This window comes from Dictyoglomus sp. GBS (assembly GCF_055179815.1).
This window is the reverse complement of the sequence record NZ_CM143687.1, coordinates 1180705-1196519: the sequence shown is the minus strand read 5'-3', so window position 1 is coordinate 1196519 and position 15815 is coordinate 1180705. Positions and strand designations below refer to the sequence as shown.

Below are 15815 nucleotides of genomic sequence, written 5' to 3'. Positions count from 1 at the left end.
TGATGGTGTTTAGAGGGTTTGCATTAAAATATGGAGACAATATTGATACCGATGTAATTATCCCTGCAAGATACTTAAATACAACCGATCCTAAGGAACTTTCTGAACATTGTATGGAAGATCTTGATTTGTACTTTAAAAATAAAGTAAAAGAAAAAAATATATTAGTAGTAGGAGAAAATTTTGGCTGTGGCTCTTCCAGGGAACACGCCCCTATTGCAATTAAAGCTTCTGGAGTTCAATGTATAATAGCAAAATCCTTTGCTCGTATATTTTATAGAAATGCTATAAATATTGGCTTACCAATATTGGAGGTACCAGAATCAGTTGATAAAATAAAAGAAGGAGACGAAATAGAAGTAGATTTTGATAATGGGATTGTAAAGAACATAACAACGGGAGAGACTTTTAAAACATTCCCCTTCCCTCCCCTTATTCAAGAAATAATTAAAAAAGGTGGTCTAATTAATTTTGCTAAGGAAAGAATTAAAGGAGGGAAATAATGAAGCTTAAGATAGCAGTACTTCCTGGTGATGGCATAGGTCCTGAAGTAGTTAAGCAAGCTATTAAAGTTATTAAAACTATTGAGAAAAAATATGGGCATAAGATTGAATTGTTAGAGGGTATTGTTGGAGGAGAAGCAATTGATAAATATGGAGATCCTTTGCCTGATGAGACATGGAAATTATGTGAAGAAAGCGATGCTATACTACTTGGAGCTGTAGGTGGACCTAAGTGGGACAATCTTCCGGGTGAAAAACGTCCTGAAAAAGCTCTTTTAAAACTTAGAGGTGGCTTTAATCTTTTTGCTAATATTAGGCCAATTAAAGTATTTGAAAAACTTTCATTTTCATCTACTATAAAACCAGAGGTTTTAAAAGGAGTAGATTTTGTAATAGTTAGAGAGCTTACCGGAGGACTATATTTTGGAAAACCCAAGGAGATAAGGGTTGAAAATGGAGAAGAAATGGCTATAGATACTATGACATATAAAGCTTCTGAAATAAAAAGAATTGCTCATGTGGCTTTTAAAATGGCTCAAAAAAGAAATAAAAAAGTTACATCAGTAGATAAGGCGAATATATTGGAATGTTCAAGGTTATGGAGAAAGATTGTGGATGAAGTAAGTAAAGAATACATGGATGTGAATTTAGAGCATATGTACGTAGATAATTGTGCTATGCAGATTGTAAGAAATCCTAAACAGTTTGATGTAATTCTTACTGAAAATACTTTTGGAGACATTTTAAGTGATGAAGCAGCAGTAATTACAGGCTCAATAGGAATGTTACCCTCAGCAAGTTTAGGGGAAGGGACAAAAGGTTTATATGAGCCTATTCATGGTACAGCTCCAGATATTGCAGGAAAAAATATAGCAAATCCTTTGGCAACAATTCTTTCTGTGGCTATGATGTTCCGTTATTCTTTTGACTTAGAAAAAGAAGCAAAGGATATAGAAAATGCAGTGGATAAAGTAATTGATAGTGGATACTTTACACAAGATTTATTTACAGGAAATCCCTACGCAAAGCAATTAGTAAGTACAGAAGAAATGGGTGATTTGGTTTGTAAGATAATTGAAGGAGGTGCTTAGTAATTCATGACAAAAATCTTTTTATATGATACTACCTTAAGAGATGGAGCTCAAAGTGAAAGAATTTCTTTTTCTTTAGAAGATAAAATTAGAATAGCTCAAAAACTTGATGAATTTGGTTTTGATTACATAGAAGGAGGATGGCCAGGTTCTAATCCTAAGGATTTAAATTTCTTCAAAAGAATTAAGGAAATACCACTTAAAAAAGCCAAGATAGCAGCCTTTGGGAGTACAAGAAGAGCCCAGGTAACACCGGAGGATGATGCTAATTTAAAATCTCTTTTAGAAAGCGAAACCCCTGTGGTTACAATTTTTGGAAAGACTTGGGATCTTCATGTTATGGAAGTTTTGAAAACTACTTTAGATAATAATCTTAAAATGATATATGATTCAGTTAAATATCTAAAAAGTCATAATAAAGAAGTAATATATGATGCTGAACATTTCTTTGATGGCTTCAAGTCTGATTCGGAATATGCTTTGGCTACATTAGATGCTGCAGTCGAAGGAGGAGCTGATTGGATTGTATTAGCTGATACAAATGGTGGTACACTACCATGGGAAGTAGAAGAAATTATGAAAAAAGTAAAAGAGAGAATAAAAGTTCCTTTAGGTATTCATACTCACAACGATAGTGGTGTTGCAGTTGCTAATTCAATAATAGCAGTTAGAGAAGGAGCTACACAGGTTCAAGGAACTATAAACGGATATGGAGAAAGATGTGGAAATTCAAATCTATGTACAATAATTCCAATTCTTCAATTAAAAATGGGATATGAGGTACTTCCAGAAGATAAATTAGCTCAGCTTACAGATTTAGCTAATTGGGTTTCTGAAGTGGCAAATCTTCCTCCTGATCCTACTGCTCCTTTTGTTGGAAGAAGTGCTTTTGCTCACAAAGGTGGAGTGCATGTAAATGCTGTGTTAAAAAATCCCAGGTCTTACGAACATATTGATCCATCAAAAGTAGGAAATAAAAGAAGATTTCTCATATCTGAACTTTCAGGTACAAGTACGATAGTATCAAAAGTAAAAGAATTAAATATTGATATTGATAGAGATTCACCTCTCGCAAAAATGATATTAGAACAGATTACCCATCTTGAAAATGAGGGTTACTATTTTGAAGGTGCAGAAGCTTCATTTGAGCTTTTAGTAAGACATGCCTTAGGGCAAGAAACTAAATTATTTGATCTAATAGGATTGAGAGTTATTATAGAGAAAATTGGAGATAAAGGTGAAACTATTACTGAAGCAACATTAAAATTAAAAATCGGAGATAATGTGGTTCACGTTGCAGCCGATGGGGATGGTCCTGTACATGCATTAGATCAAGCATTGAGAAAAGCTCTTATTGAGTTCTACCCAGAGTTAAAAAACATTCATCTTTCAGATTTCAAAGTCAGAGTACTTAATGGAGGTGCAGGTACTGCAGCAAAGGTAAGAGTATTAATTGATTCTTCTAATTTTAAAGGAGAAACTTGGAGTACTGTGGGAGTTTCAACTAATATTATCGAAGCAAGCTGGGAAGCATTAGTCCAGAGTATAGAATATGGAATTCTAAAAATGCGGGAGATTTAAATCTCCCGCACCCCATCTGAGATATTTAGTAATAAAATTCCTGGATCAAAACCAAATTTTTCTCTATAGCTCTTAGAAATGTTATCAGACCATTTATCTAATATGTCTTGATGAACTAAATTTACTGTTGATCCTCCAAAACCGCCACCTGTCATTCTCGATGCAAATGCACCATATTCTAAGGCTTTTTCTACTAAAAAATCTAATTCTTCACAAGTAACCTCATAGAGATACTTTAAACTTAAATGGGAATCTAACATATATTTAGGAAGATTTTCCCAATTATTTCTTTTGAGATCATCAACAAAAGCAACAACCCTTTTATTTTCGTTATAAACATGAGCGACTCTTTCTTTTAATGGTGAAGGCAAGACTTCTTGTGATATTTTAAAACTTTCATCATTTAAGTCTCTAAGTGAATTTATGGGAAGATATTTCCTAAGAATTTTTAAGGCTTCCTCCCCTTCCCTTCTCCTTGTAGAGTATCCTTCACCAGCAATAGAATGCTTAATTTTTGTATCAACCACCACTAATTTTAAATTTCTCTTATTTAGATCAAAAGGTACATTCTCAAAATCCAAAGTTAATGTATCGATAAACAAGGCTGTATTTTCTTTACCAAAAGTAGCGATAAACTGGTCCATAATACCACATGGTGCACCCACAAAATTATTTTCAGCTCTTTGAGATAATCTAGCAATCTCTTTTTTATCTATTCCAAGATTAAAGTAAGTATTTATTCCAAAAGCTACAGCAACTTCATAGGCTGCAGAACTTGAAAGTCCAGATCCCATTGGTATATCGCCATATATTAATGCGTCAAAATAAGGTATTTTACCTTTCAGTTTTATAATTTCATTGATAACTCCTTTTAAATAATTTATCCAAAGTTTTTCGGGATCATATTTGATAGAGTCATAGTCAAATTCATAAAGTTCTGTAAAATTTTCCGAATATATTCTAAATTTATTGAGATTATTTTCCTTAATGCAAAAATAAAAATATCTATCAATACTTACTGGTAACACAAATCCATAATGATAATCAGTATGTTCACCTATGAGATTTACTCTTCCAGGAGCTCTAAAAATTCTAAATCCTTCTATATCGTCAAAAATCCTCTTAATGGTTTCATCAAGCATCTTTAAAGCCTCCTTATACTATCCCTCATAAGTTCAGCAGATTCTTCTGGAGATAAAGGGTTTATAAAAGTTCCGGCACCCGACTCTACTCCTGCTAAATATTTTATTTTGTCTTTTGCTCTATGTAGGGAATAAAATTCTATATGAAAATGATAATTAGGAAAGTCACCTTTTACAGGTTTTTGATGAAAAACCATCATGTAGGAAAAGTTAAAGCCATATACATTATCATAGGCTTTTGTGATTTTCTGAATTATTTCAGCAAGATATATTTTTTCAGCATATGTCATCTCTGAAAGAGATCCTACATGTCTTTTAGAGTATATATGTAATTCAAAAGGATATCTTCCATAAAAGGGCATAAAAGCTACAAAATGTTTGTTCTCATATACAACTCTTACTCCCTCACTAAGTTCTCTTTCCAGAATTGAACAAAAGAGACATTTATTCTTTTGATTATAAAATTCATCGCTTGATATAATCTCTTTTTCTATAATTGGAGGAATATAAGGAAAAGCATATATTTGTCCATGCGGGTGGTGTAAACTTACACCTATAATTTCTCCTCTATTTTCAAATATAAAAACATATTTTATAAAATCCAGACTTCCTAAATCCTTGTATCTGTCTTCCCAAACTAAAACTAACTTTTCTATTTGTTCTAAGGGCATTCTCGACATGGAGGAATCATGATCCATAGTATAAAGAACAACTTCACATACTCCTCTTCCCTCTTCTAATTTATACAAATCATCTTCCCAAGGTATAATATCAGGAGTTTCTTTTGTTAAGGATGGATATCTATTTTCGAAAACTGCTATATCAAAAGGTTTTGGAATCTCTACACCTCCATAGCATAATGGGCATGCATTTCTTGCTGGAAGAACAGGTCTTTCTTGGACCTTACCAGCCACAATTACCCATTCTTTTAAAAATGGATGCCATCTAAGTTCACTGCTCATCGTTAATCTCTCCCTCTAATTCAAAATCGTAATAATACATAAGCCTACCATCTTCTTTTGTTTCTATCTTTTTAATCATTTTCCATTTCCTCATAAATGATTCCTCCTAAGAATTAGTATTATACAAATTTTAGATTGATTTTAGCAAAAATTCAACAAATATAGAATTCCAAAATAGATTATATGAACTCTAATTCTAATAAACGGGTACTATATTTAAGAAGAGTAGGTTTTAATAAGATTTTCCGATTCTTTTTTAACCCATTCAATAAGGCTAAACAATTCATCAATGTTGTCAATGTTACTTTTTCCTTTCCATTTTTCCATAAGTTCCATTATTAATGGAACAATTTGAGAAAATCTTATTTGTCCATTTATAAAATATGAAACAAATATTTCATCAGAAATAGCAAGAATTGCAGGATATATATCACCGTTTTTTACCACATTATAAAGATATTTAATAATAGGGAACATGTCATCATCAACTGGATAAAATTCAAGTATTAAATTTTGGAGGTTTAATTTTTCCCATTTATAAATTGGTCCTTCAGGATAAAAAAGAGCATATTGAATTGCAAACCTCATATCGGGAGGTGAAAGATATGCCATCATACTACCATCTAATAATTCAATGATTCCATGAACGATACTCTGTGGATGTATAACAACTTTAATATTTTCATACGGTACATTAAAAAGATAATGAGCTTCCACGATTTCTAAGGCTTTATTAACCAGATTTGCAGAATCAACAGTAGTTTTTTTCCCCATTTTCCATCGGGGATGTTTCAATACATCCTCTATTTTTGCATTTTCAATATCTTTTTTATCATTTTTAAAGAAAGGTCCCCCTGATGCTGTTAATATAATATTCTCTATATGGATCCTATTTTTAATAAGCTGGAATATAGCACTGTGTTCACTATCTACAGGTATTATTTCTGATTTTGTATTTTTTAGCCACTCTTTAATAAATTTTCCTGCAGCAACGATTACTTCTTTTGTGGCTAAGGCGATTTTTTTATTATTTAAAATTGCTTTTTGAGTAGGGTAAATAGCCTCTATCCCCGAAATAGCTATAACAATCAATTCTGCTTCGCTTAAAGAGGCTAAAATTTCTAAACCTTCTCTTCCATAATAAACTTTAGGTGAATAATTTAAATTTGGTAATTTTACTGATTTATTATAAATAGAGATATAGGGGGGTTTAAATTCTTCTATTACATCTTGTAATAATGATATATTCTCCCTTACGGCTAACCCCAAAAGTTTAAACTTGTTTTTATGTTTTCTTATCACGTCTATAGTTTGTATGCCTATTGATCCAGAAGCACCTAATATTACTATGTTTCTCATAATAATCGTAAAATAAACAACATGTAATAAGTAGTAGGTACAATAAAAAATAGACTATCAAATCTGTCTAAAATCCCACCATGGCCTGGAAGTAAGGAAGATGAGTCCTTTACCCCTATTTCTCTTTTTAACATTGATTCTACAAGATCTCCTAATTGTCCCATTATACCTAAGGATATTCCAAGAATTATAGGTAATAAATATTTTTCATAATAAACAGCCCCAAAAGCAAGAGATACTATAATTGATCCTATAATACCTGCAACAGTCCCTTCTATTGTTTTGTTAGGACTAATAGAAGGTGCTAATTTATGCTTACCAAAAAACTTACCTATAAAATATGATGCTGAATCACTAACCCAAGTAACAAAAAGGGTATAATAAGTTAATACTTCACCTTGAGGAAGATTTCTCAATAACAAAAAGTAGCCCGATAAAAAAGGAATATAAAAGAAGCCTAAGAAGGTTAGTGATATTTCTATTATAGAATGTTCTTTTTTCAGTAATTCATATACAAGGATTGAAACTATAAGTAGAGGTAAAAAAATTCTCAGAGCCCATCTACTTTCGAGATAAAGAAAGGTTAAATATAAAAAACCAGCTACTATACCTTCTGTTTTAAGAGTTTTATAATTATTTTTCTCTAAAAGAGAATAAAATTCGTAAAGTCCTAAACATGCGACTAATACCACAAATATAAAGAAAGGTTGATCACCTACATGAACAATCCATAAAATTAAGGGAATTCCCCATAAGGCAGTAAAAATTCTTTTAAGCATTGTTATCTAAACCGCCAAATCTTCGTTTTCTTTTAGAAAACTCAATACAGGCTAATTTTAAGTCTTCTTCGTTAAAATCAGGCCAATATTTTGGTGTAAACCATAACTCTGTATAAGCTAATTGCCATAAAAGAAAGTTGCTTATTCTAAATTCTCCACTTGTTCTTATTAAAAGATCTGGATCTGGAATATCATAGGTTGAAAGAAAAGATGAAAAGGTGTTTTCGTCTAAGTCATCTAATGAGAATTTTTTAGATTTTACCTCATTTAAAATCTTTTTTACTGCCTCTAATATGTCCCATCTTCCACCATAGTTTAATGCTATGGTTAATACTCTATCCTTCCCGTTTTTAGTTTCTTCAATTACATATCTTATTCTTCTTTGTAAATAATCTGGTAAAGCTTCTATATTTCCTATAACCTTCAATCTAATATTGTTTTTAATTAATTTGTCTTTAAAGTTATCAATACTTTCATCCAAAAGTTTCATTAGACCTTCTACTTCTTCTCTTGGCCTTTTCCAGTTTTCTGTAGAAAAGGCAAAAAAGGTTAAATATTTTATCCCCCAATTAAAGGCAGTTTCAGATATTCTTTCAACAACCAAAGCACCTTCTCTATGTCCCATCAGTCTCGGAAGATTTCTTTCTTTTGCCCATCTTCCATTTCCATCCATTATAAAAGCTATATGATTTGGTAATTTATCTTTTGGAATCTCTACCATCTTTGATGTTTCTTATTTGGTAATTTTCATATGATAATAAGAAATACCACTTCCCATTTACTCTTTTTTCAGCAACTATTCTTAAATCTCCAAAGGCTTCGCATGGTGCATCTAAATAGTTTAAGTCAAAAATTATATTTTCTTTGCCAATTTCTCTCTCTATTTCTTCGTATTTTCTTCCTAAATAACCCATAGATTTAAACTTCCATAATCTCTTTCTCTTTTAATTTTATAAGTTTCTCGATTTCATCTATAAATTTGTTAGTTAGTTTTTGCAGTTCTTCTTGTAGACGATAAAATTCATCTTCTGATATTTTTCCTTCTTGTTTTTCTTTTTTAAATATTTCCAAATAATCTCTTCTAATATTTCTTATGGCTACACGTCCATTTTCTGCCTCTTTATGTACCACTTTGACAAGTTCTTTTCTTCTCTCCTCAGTAAGTGGTGGAAATACAACTTTTATTGCCTGACCATCATTTTGTGGGGTCAAACCAAGATCAGATTTTAATATAGCCTTTTCTATTTCTCCTAAAATACTTTTGTCCCATGGCTGAATAATAACTACTCTTCCTTCTGCCACTTTAAGACTTGCTACTTGGTTTAATGGCATAAGATTCCCATAATATGAAACCTTTATTTCATCAAATATTCCTACAGAAGGTTTACCTGTTCTTATACCCTGAAATTCTTTTTTTACAACCTCTACTGCCTTTTTCATTTTTTCTTCTATTTCTTTAAAATGCTCTTTACCCATCTTCTCCCCCCTTCTCGGATATAATTTCAACATCTCCTATATAGGTTCCTACTTTTTCTCCTAATATAACTCTTCTAAGATTCCCTCGTTCGGACATATTGAATACAATTATAGGAATTTTATTATCCATACATAAAGAAACTGCTGTAGCATCTAAAACTTGCAATCTTAATTTAAGAAATTCAATCGGTTCTATGGAATCAAATTTTTCAGCATCAGGATACTTTAATGGATCTTTGTTATAAACTCCATCAACCTTTGTTTCTTTTAGAATAACTTCTGCTTTAATTTCAGCTGCCCTTAAAGCAGCAGCAGTGTCGGTAGAGAAAAAAGGATTTCCAGTTCCAGCTGCAAAAATTACTACTCTACCCTTCTCCAAATGTCTTATGGCTCTTCTTCTTATAAAAGGTTCAGCAATTTGTCTCATCTCAATTCCTGTTTGTACTCTTGTTACAACTCCAAGTTTTTCTAATGCATCCTGTAATGCAAGAGCATTTATTGTTGTAGCTAACATTCCCATATAATCAGCAGTGACCCTATCTATTCCTAAAGTTCTACTTTCTCTGCCCCTAAAAAAGTTTCCTCCTCCTACAACAACTCCTATTTCTACCCCTAAATCATGAACTTCTTTTATGTCTTCAGCAATATTTTTAATACTCTCAGGATCTAAACCAAAACCTTGAGTTCCACTGAACGATTCTCCGCTTATTTTTAGAAGTATTCTTTTATATTTAGGTTCCATATACTTACTCTTCTCCCACAACAAACCTCGCAAACCTTCTCACCACTATATTTTCTCCAAGTTTGGATATGGCCTCAGTTATTAAATCCTTTACTTTTATTTCGGGATTTCTTACAAAAGGTTGTTCTAATAAACATACTTCTTCATAAAACTTTTCAAGTTTTCCTTCTATAATTTTTTCAATCACATGGTCAGGTTTCCCTTCGTTCTTAAGCTGAGTTCTATATATTTCTTTTTCTTTTTCAATAACCTCTTGAGGAACATCTTCTTTACTTACATATTGGGGGTTCATTCCTGCAATCTGGAGAGCTATTTCTTTTGCTAACCTTCTAAATTCATCTGTTCTTGCTACAAAGTCTGTTTCACAGTTTACTTCTACTAAAACTCCAAGTTTTTCTCCCGTATGTATATATGCCTCTATAATCCCTTCTTTTGCTATTCTTCCAGCTTTTTTAGCAGCCTTTATAACACCCTTTTCCCTCAATATGGTAACTGCTTTTTCCATATCTCCATTAGCTTCCTCCAAGGCTCTCTTAGCCTCCATTACTCCTGCTCCTGTCCTTTCTCTTAATTCCTTTATCATTTCAATAGTTATTTCCATCTTTATTCAACCTCCTACTTTTTATTAATTATTCTGAAATTTCTGATTGAAGATCTTCTTCTTTAAACTCAAGAGAAAGCTCTTTTTCTCTTAAATCTCTGCCCTCTATAATAGCATCTGCTATTTTTGAAGTGATAAGTTTTATAGATCTTATTGCGTCATCATTTCCTGGAATTGGATAAGTGATTAATTCAGGATCACAATTAGTATCCACAATAGCAACAATAGGTATACCCAACCTATTTGCTTCTTTTACAGCAATTTCTTCTCTTTTGGGGTCAACTATATACAATACATCTGGAACTCTCTCTATACCTCTCAAGCCATCAAATATTTTTACAAGTTTTTCTAATTCTCTGTTTAATCTTGATGCCTGTTTTTTAGGTAGCTTTTCAAAATAACCATTATTCTTCAGCTCTTCTAATTTTATCATATAGTCAATTCTTGCCTTTATAGTAGTAAAATTAGTTAACATACCTCCAAGCCATCTTTGTGTAACATAAAACGCTCCACATCTTTTTGCTTCTTCTTCAATGGTCTGTTGAGCTTGCTTTTTTGTTCCTACAAAAAGAAAAGTTTTACCTTCTTTTGCCTGTTCCTTCACAAACTCATAAGCTTCTTCAAGTTTAACAAGTGTTTTTTGAAGATCAATAATGTGGATACCATTTCTCTCAGAAAATATGTATTCTTTCATTTTTGGACACCATCTTTTTGTCTGGTGCCCGAAATGAACTCCTGCTTCTAAGAGCTGTTTCATTAATACATGTGCCATTGTAACACCTCCATATTTTGGTTTTTTCCTCCCCTTCCTTCTTCTTCTCTTGGAACTTCTCCTAAAAGAGAAGCACCCCCAAGAGAATCTGGAAGGGTGAGTTCTCAAATCATTCAAAAAGGAGTATATCACGAAGTGATTTGGTTTACAAGACTATTTAAAGAAATTTTTATTTATGGTATACTTTGTTTAAAATTTCTTTAAAAGAATGGGAGTTGTATTAAGATTGAGCTACAATTTCCCAATATATATAGTAAGAATATTGAAAAAAGATGAAAATATTAACAGGTACGATATTCCTGTGGTTGCTATTGGAAATGCTCGAGAAATTTTAATACTTTGTCAAAAGATATTGGCTCCAAAACTTAGTTTATCAGAATTTTTTCAAATATACAAAAAAACAGGCAGAGGATAGAGGGATAAATACTAAAAATTTAGAAATAAACACTTTCTTAAAGATCTTAGCTTTGTTGAATGTTATAGAAATATATGAAATACCAAAAGAAATTTTTAGTAATGATGGTTAAAATAAGCTAAAATTTTTAATTATTTTATTGCTTTTTATAGTGATTTAATGTATACTTAAATAAAGTTTGTTAGAAGAGAAAGTTTAAGGACGAAAAAGTGGGAGTTCCCACTTTTTCTTTTTAATAAGGTAAAAGAAAGTGAAAGATCAAATACATATGGAGTTTATCAAAAAACTAAGAAGTATCGTGGAGCCTGTCTGCGAGAGATACTATTTTGAACTTGTAGACTTAGAATATCAAAGAGAATCTCGTGGATGGGTACTAAGGGTATTTGTTGATAAAGTAGGAGGTGTCACAGTAGAGGACTGTGCTTATATAAGTGAAAAAATAAGCAAGGAACTTGATATTCACGATCCAATTCCACATTCATATGTGCTTGAAGTTTCATCTCCTGGTTTAGATAGACCATTAAAGAAAAGGCGAGATTTTGATAGACATGTTGGCGAAAAAGTAAATATTTTACTTTTAGAAAATATTGAAGGGAGAAGGAAGGTTGAGGGAAAAATTATAAGTACTGATGAAGAAAATGTAATAATAGAAGTTGATGGTAAATTTATTCATATTCCTTTCTCCAAAATAAAAAAAGCAAGGTTGATTGTAGAATTTTGAGGAGGATGATAATTTATGAGATTAGGTGAAGATTTCTGGGTTGTTTTAGAACAGATTATTAAAGAGAAAAAGTTAGATAAAGCTGTAGTTATAGAGGCTTTAAGAAAAGCCTTACTTTCAGCTTTTAAGAAAGCTTATGGTACAAGCAAAGGTGCGCGTGTAGAAATAGATGTAAATAGACAAGAAATAAGAATTTATGTGGTAAAGAGAGTGGTTGAAAAGGTATTAGATCCAATTTCAGAGATTACGATTGATGAGGCAAAGGCCTTAAAACCTGATGCAAAATTAGGAGATGAGATAGAAATAGAAGTGGAACCTCAAGAATTTGGGCGTATAGCTGTTCAAGTTGCAAAACAGGTTATTATGCAAAGTTTGAAAGAAGCCGAAAGAAAAATTTTATATGATAAATATAAAGCTAAAGAGGGAGAATTAGTTAATGGTACTGTGGTAAGAATAGAAAGAGGAAATGTTTATGTAAGATTTCCTGATATTGAGGCAGTGTTACCTGTAAAAGAACAGATTCCAGGAGAAGAATATTGGATAGGAAGAAGATTAAGAGCTTACCTTTTGGAGGTAAGAAAGACCACAAAAGATCCCTTAGTAATATTATCACGAAGCCATCCTGGATTTTTAAAAAGGCTTTTTGAATTGGAAGTTCCTGAGATTAAAGAAGGAACTGTAGAAATTGTAAGCATAGCAAGAGAACCAGGTTTAAGATCGAAGGTTGCTGTTTATTCTCATTATCCTGAAATAGATCCAATTGGTGCTTGTGTTGGGTTTAAGGGAGTTAGAATACAAAATATTATAAACGAGCTTAATGGTGAGAAAATTGATATAGTATTATGGAGTAAAGATCCAGCGGAATTTGTTGCAAGAAGTTTGAGTCCTGCTAAACCCATATCAGTAGAAATAAAGGAAGATGAACATAAAGCTATTGTTATAGTGCCTCCTGATCAATTCTCTTTAGCTATAGGCAAAGAAGGTCAAAATGTAAGATTAGCTGTAAAACTTACATCATGGAGGATTGATGTAAGGACTCCAGAAGAATATTCTAAAGAAAAAGATAATAAGGAAATAGAGAAGGTGGTAGAAAAAAGTGAGTAAGCATGTGCCTATAAGAACATGTATAGGTTGCGGAGAAAAAAAGCCCAAAAGAGAGCTTTTGAGAATTGTTAGAGATGAAGATAATAATATAAGTTTTGATCCTACTGGTAAGGCTTCGGGTAGAGGTGCATATTTATGTCCAAAGATAGAATGTTTAGATTTGGCTTTCAAGAAAAGAGCATTTTCACATGCTTTAAGATGTGAGGTTTCTTTCGGAACATTGCAAAAAATTAAAGAAGAATTACAAAACGAAATTTCTCGTCGGGGGGAGATAAAGTAATGAAAAAGAGAATATATGAATTAAGTAAAGAACTGGGTATAGAAAGTAAAGACTTATTAAAGATTCTTAGTGATTTAGGAGTTAATGCAAAGTCAGCGTTAAATGTAATAGATGAAGAAGTAGAAGAGATTATAAAGGAACTTGTTACAGGAAAGAGTAAAGAAGAAAATCCCCCCACTGCCTCAGAGGCTATTCAAGTAGAAGAAATAAAGGAAGATCAAAAATTAACAGAGACAAAATCTCAAAAAACAGAGGAAAACGAGCAAATAACTGTTAAAGAAAAGGAAAAGGTATTAATAATACAAGGAAGTATGAGGATAAAAGATGTAGCTGATGCTCTCTCCGTATCTCCTACAGATTTAATAATGGAACTTTTAAATATGAAAATATTAGCCAATGTGAATCAAATTTTAGATCCAGATGTTATTAAGAAACTTGCGATTAAACATGGATATAAAGTAGAAGAGGTAAAACCTCAAGCAATAGTTAAGAGAGTGCAGTTAACACCTGAGGAAGAAGCAAGACTAAAACCAAGACCACCTGTTGTAGTAGTAATGGGACACGTGGATCATGGTAAAACTACCCTCTTAGACGCTATTAGACAGACAAAGGTGGCAGAAAAAGAATATGGTGGGATAACTCAACATATTGGAGCGTCGATGGTAGAACATAATGGAAGAAAGATTGTTTTTTTAGATACTCCTGGTCATGAGGCCTTTACAGCTTTAAGGGCAAGAGGTGCTCAAGTTACAGATATAGCTGTACTTGTGGTAGCTGCTGATGATGGTGTTATGCCTCAAACGGTTGAAGCAATCAATCATGCCAAAGCAGCTAATGTACCTATTATTGTGGCTATAAATAAGATTGATAAACCTGATGCAAACCCTGAAAGAGTAAAACAACAATTGTCTGAATATGGCCTTATTCCGGAAGAATGGGGTGGAGATACCATAATGGTGCCTATCTCTGCTATGAGGAAACAAGGCATCGACCAATTATTAGAAATGATTTTACTTATGGCAGATGTCTTAGAATTAAAGGCTGACCCTGATAAGCCTGCCAAAGGAACAATTATTGAAACAAGAATAGATAAAGGTAAAGGACCTGTGGCAACAGTAATAATTCAAGAAGGAACCCTCAAATTAAGGGATATTTTTGTGGCTGGGGATGTTATGGGACGTGTTAGAACAATGGTCGATGATAAGGGTAGATCTCTAAAGGAGGCCTATCCTTCTTGGCCTGTTGAAATTTCAGGATTTGAAGAGTTGCCACAAGCTGGAGATATTCTTGAAGTTGTACCTAATGAGGCAGTTGCCAAAGAGATTTTAGAGGAAAGAAAGAAAAAGAAGGAAAAATCTAACATAGAAGTGGTAGGACTTGGTGAAAAAGTTTTACCATTAATTGTAAAAGCTGATACTCAGGGTTCTTTAGAAGCTATTTTACAAACTATAGACAAACTTCCAACAGAAGATATAACTGTTAAAATAATACATTCAGGTGTAGGGGGAATAACAGAAAGTGATGTCATGTTAGCATCTGCCTCCAAAGGTATGATTATAGGTTTTAACGTAAGACCCGATTCAAGGGCTCAAGAAGCTATTACGAAAGAAAAAGTAATTGCTAAAACATACAGAATTATATATGAAATAATAGATGATTTACAAAATTATATCAAAGGGTTAAAAGCTCCCCAGATCAAGGAAGTAATTATAGGAAGAGGCGAAGTGAAAGCTACATTTAATGTTCCCAAGGTTGGTACTGTGGCAGGAGTATATGTTAGAGAAGGTAAAATTCAAAGAAATGCAAAGGTTAGACTAATAAGAGACGGTGTAGTTATATATGATGGAAAGATAGCCTCTTTAAAGAGGTTTAAAGAGGATGTCACAGAGGTTCTTACAAATTTTGAATGTGGAGTAGGTTTAGAGAACTTTGGAGATATAAAACCAGGGGATATTTTGGAAGTCTATACCGTTCAACAAGTTCAGTAATTTATGTTAATAGGAGTATGTAGAGTTATTTTATCGATTCCTGAAAGTTTCTCCCTTAAGGAAAAAAGGAGAGTAAAAAGAAGTATTGTAGACAAAATAAGGACAAGATTTAATGTTTCTATAGCTGAGGTAGACGCTCAAGAAATATGGAACGAACTTGTCTTAGGAATAAGTATTGTATCTACAGAGTCAAAACATATATATCAAATATTATCAGATGTTATAAAGTTGTTAGAAGAACAAAAAGACACAGAGATAGTAGATTATGAAATAGAAATTTTGTAAATTACCAGGAGTGA

Annotated in this window: 19 protein-coding genes; 9 read left to right on the top strand and 10 right to left on the bottom strand. The window is 32.4% G+C overall.

The window, feature by feature from the left end; all coding sequences use genetic code 11:
* Positions 1–2 precede the first annotated feature (2 nt).
* From leuD to cimA, 3 genes are read left to right on the top strand one after another with little or no spacing between them, the layout of a single operon-like run.
* Positions 3–503, top strand: coding sequence for a 3-isopropylmalate dehydratase small subunit (gene leuD, locus ACY3IT_RS05910; RefSeq protein ID WP_463083632.1), 501 nt, complete (start codon positions 3–5; stop codon positions 501–503).
* Positions 500–1594, top strand: a complete 1095-nt coding sequence (gene leuB, locus ACY3IT_RS05905; RefSeq protein WP_463083631.1) for a 3-isopropylmalate dehydrogenase — start codon at positions 500–502, stop codon at positions 1592–1594. The genes leuD and leuB overlap by 4 nt, the downstream gene beginning before the upstream one ends.
* A 6-nt stretch (positions 1595–1600) precedes the next feature.
* Positions 1601–3175 (top strand): citramalate synthase, encoded by a 1575-nt coding sequence (gene cimA / locus ACY3IT_RS05900; protein WP_463082044.1) that lies wholly within the window; start codon positions 1601–1603, stop codon positions 3173–3175.
* On the opposite strand, the gene galK is transcribed toward cimA, so the two are convergent.
* From galK to rpsB, 10 genes are all read right to left on the bottom strand, one after another.
* Positions 3172–4317 carry a galactokinase gene (gene galK, locus ACY3IT_RS05895; RefSeq protein ID WP_463082043.1) on the bottom strand — a complete coding sequence of 382 codons (1146 nt, stop codon included), beginning with the start codon at positions 4315–4317 and terminating at the stop codon, positions 3172–3174. The two genes, cimA and galK, sit on opposite strands and share 4 nt — an antisense overlap.
* A 2-nt stretch (positions 4318–4319) precedes the next feature.
* Complete coding sequence (gene galT, locus ACY3IT_RS05890; RefSeq protein WP_463082042.1) at positions 4320–5279, bottom strand: galactose-1-phosphate uridylyltransferase; 960 nt, start codon at positions 5277–5279, stop codon at positions 4320–4322.
* 216 nt (positions 5280–5495) lie between these two features.
* Positions 5496–6638: a 1-deoxy-D-xylulose-5-phosphate reductoisomerase gene (dxr, locus tag ACY3IT_RS05885; protein WP_463082041.1), complete on the bottom strand. Its 1143-nt coding sequence runs from the start codon at positions 6636–6638 to the stop codon at positions 5496–5498.
* A complete protein-coding gene (locus ACY3IT_RS05880; RefSeq protein WP_463082040.1) occupies positions 6635–7417 on the bottom strand; it encodes a phosphatidate cytidylyltransferase in 783 nt (260 codons plus the stop codon). The genes dxr and ACY3IT_RS05880 overlap by 4 nt, the downstream gene beginning before the upstream one ends.
* The gene (locus ACY3IT_RS05875; protein ID WP_463082039.1) at positions 7410–8138 is read right to left on the bottom strand and encodes an isoprenyl transferase; all 729 of its coding nucleotides are present in this window, start codon (positions 8136–8138) and stop codon (positions 7410–7412) included. Before ACY3IT_RS05875 ends, ACY3IT_RS05880 begins: the two co-directional genes overlap by 8 nt.
* On the bottom strand, positions 8116–8331 hold the full coding sequence (locus ACY3IT_RS05870; protein ID WP_463082038.1) for a hypothetical protein: 216 nt from the start codon (positions 8329–8331) through the stop codon (positions 8116–8118). The genes ACY3IT_RS05875 and ACY3IT_RS05870 overlap by 23 nt, the downstream gene beginning before the upstream one ends.
* A 4-nt stretch (positions 8332–8335) precedes the next feature.
* Positions 8336–8893 carry a ribosome recycling factor gene (gene frr / locus ACY3IT_RS05865; RefSeq protein ID WP_463082037.1) on the bottom strand — a complete coding sequence of 186 codons (558 nt, stop codon included), beginning with the start codon at positions 8891–8893 and terminating at the stop codon, positions 8336–8338.
* Positions 8886–9635 carry a UMP kinase gene (gene pyrH, locus ACY3IT_RS05860; protein WP_463082036.1) on the bottom strand — a complete coding sequence of 250 codons (750 nt, stop codon included), beginning with the start codon at positions 9633–9635 and terminating at the stop codon, positions 8886–8888. The genes frr and pyrH overlap by 8 nt, the downstream gene beginning before the upstream one ends.
* A 4-nt stretch (positions 9636–9639) precedes the next feature.
* On the bottom strand, positions 9640–10236 hold the full coding sequence (gene tsf, locus ACY3IT_RS05855) for a translation elongation factor Ts (protein WP_463082035.1): 597 nt from the start codon (positions 10234–10236) through the stop codon (positions 9640–9642).
* A 28-nt stretch (positions 10237–10264) separates the two neighbouring features.
* Positions 10265–11008, bottom strand: coding sequence for a 30S ribosomal protein S2 (rpsB, locus tag ACY3IT_RS05850; RefSeq protein WP_463082034.1), 744 nt, complete (start codon positions 11006–11008; stop codon positions 10265–10267).
* A 208-nt stretch (positions 11009–11216) separates the two neighbouring features.
* On the opposite strand from rpsB, the gene ACY3IT_RS05845 reads away from it, so the two are divergent.
* The 6 genes from ACY3IT_RS05845 (at position 11217) to ACY3IT_RS05820 (ending at position 15801) form a co-directional block, all read left to right on the top strand.
* The gene (locus tag ACY3IT_RS05845; RefSeq protein WP_463082033.1) at positions 11217–11423 is read left to right on the top strand and encodes a hypothetical protein; all 207 of its coding nucleotides are present in this window, start codon (positions 11217–11219) and stop codon (positions 11421–11423) included.
* Between the two features lie 250 nt (positions 11424–11673).
* Positions 11674–12144: a ribosome maturation factor RimP gene (locus ACY3IT_RS05840; protein WP_463082032.1), complete on the top strand. Its 471-nt coding sequence runs from the start codon at positions 11674–11676 to the stop codon at positions 12142–12144.
* 15 nt (positions 12145–12159) lie between these two features.
* Complete coding sequence (gene nusA, locus ACY3IT_RS05835; RefSeq protein ID WP_463082031.1) at positions 12160–13248, top strand: transcription termination factor NusA; 1089 nt, start codon at positions 12160–12162, stop codon at positions 13246–13248.
* Entirely contained in the window at positions 13241–13528 is a 288-nt protein-coding gene (gene rnpM, locus ACY3IT_RS05830; protein WP_463082030.1) for an RNase P modulator RnpM, read from the top strand. Before nusA ends, rnpM begins: the two co-directional genes overlap by 8 nt.
* A complete protein-coding gene (gene infB, locus ACY3IT_RS05825) occupies positions 13528–15516 on the top strand; it encodes a translation initiation factor IF-2 (RefSeq protein WP_463082029.1) in 1989 nt (662 codons plus the stop codon). The genes rnpM and infB overlap by 1 nt, the downstream gene beginning before the upstream one ends.
* A gap of 3 nt (positions 15517–15519) precedes the next feature.
* The gene (locus tag ACY3IT_RS05820) at positions 15520–15801 is read left to right on the top strand and encodes a DUF503 domain-containing protein (RefSeq protein WP_463082028.1); all 282 of its coding nucleotides are present in this window, start codon (positions 15520–15522) and stop codon (positions 15799–15801) included.
* Positions 15802–15815 lie beyond the last annotated feature (14 nt).

Excerpts from the sequence above, each read along its gene's own strand:
- ACY3IT_RS05820 (WP_463082028.1), top strand. The coding sequence starts at position 15,520 with ATGTTAATAGGAGTATGTAGAGTTATTTTATCGATTCCTGAAAGTTTC.
- tsf (WP_463082035.1), bottom strand. The coding sequence starts at position 10,236 with ATGGAAATAACTATTGAAATGATAAAGGAATTAAGAGAAAGGACAGGA.
- ACY3IT_RS05875 (WP_463082039.1), bottom strand. The coding sequence starts at position 8,138 with ATGGTAGAGATTCCAAAAGATAAATTACCAAATCATATAGCTTTTATA.
- cimA (WP_463082044.1), top strand. The coding sequence starts at position 1,601 with ATGACAAAAATCTTTTTATATGATACTACCTTAAGAGATGGAGCTCAA.
- ACY3IT_RS05870 (WP_463082038.1), bottom strand. The coding sequence starts at position 8,331 with ATGGGTTATTTAGGAAGAAAATACGAAGAAATAGAGAGAGAAATTGGC.
- nusA (WP_463082031.1), top strand. The coding sequence starts at position 12,160 with ATGAGATTAGGTGAAGATTTCTGGGTTGTTTTAGAACAGATTATTAAA.
- frr (WP_463082037.1), bottom strand. The coding sequence starts at position 8,893 with ATGGGTAAAGAGCATTTTAAAGAAATAGAAGAAAAAATGAAAAAGGCA.
- infB (WP_463082029.1), top strand. The coding sequence starts at position 13,528 with ATGAAAAAGAGAATATATGAATTAAGTAAAGAACTGGGTATAGAAAGT.
- galT (WP_463082042.1), bottom strand. The coding sequence starts at position 5,279 with ATGAGCAGTGAACTTAGATGGCATCCATTTTTAAAAGAATGGGTAATT.
- ACY3IT_RS05845 (WP_463082033.1), top strand. The coding sequence starts at position 11,217 with ATGGGAGTTGTATTAAGATTGAGCTACAATTTCCCAATATATATAGTA.
- ACY3IT_RS05880 (WP_463082040.1), bottom strand. The coding sequence starts at position 7,417 with ATGCTTAAAAGAATTTTTACTGCCTTATGGGGAATTCCCTTAATTTTA.
- leuD (WP_463083632.1), top strand. The coding sequence starts at position 3 with ATGGTGTTTAGAGGGTTTGCATTAAAATATGGAGACAATATTGATACC.
- rpsB (WP_463082034.1), bottom strand. The coding sequence starts at position 11,008 with ATGGCACATGTATTAATGAAACAGCTCTTAGAAGCAGGAGTTCATTTC.
- galK (WP_463082043.1), bottom strand. The coding sequence starts at position 4,317 with ATGCTTGATGAAACCATTAAGAGGATTTTTGACGATATAGAAGGATTT.
- dxr (WP_463082041.1), bottom strand. The coding sequence starts at position 6,638 with ATGAGAAACATAGTAATATTAGGTGCTTCTGGATCAATAGGCATACAA.
- pyrH (WP_463082036.1), bottom strand. The coding sequence starts at position 9,635 with ATGGAACCTAAATATAAAAGAATACTTCTAAAAATAAGCGGAGAATCG.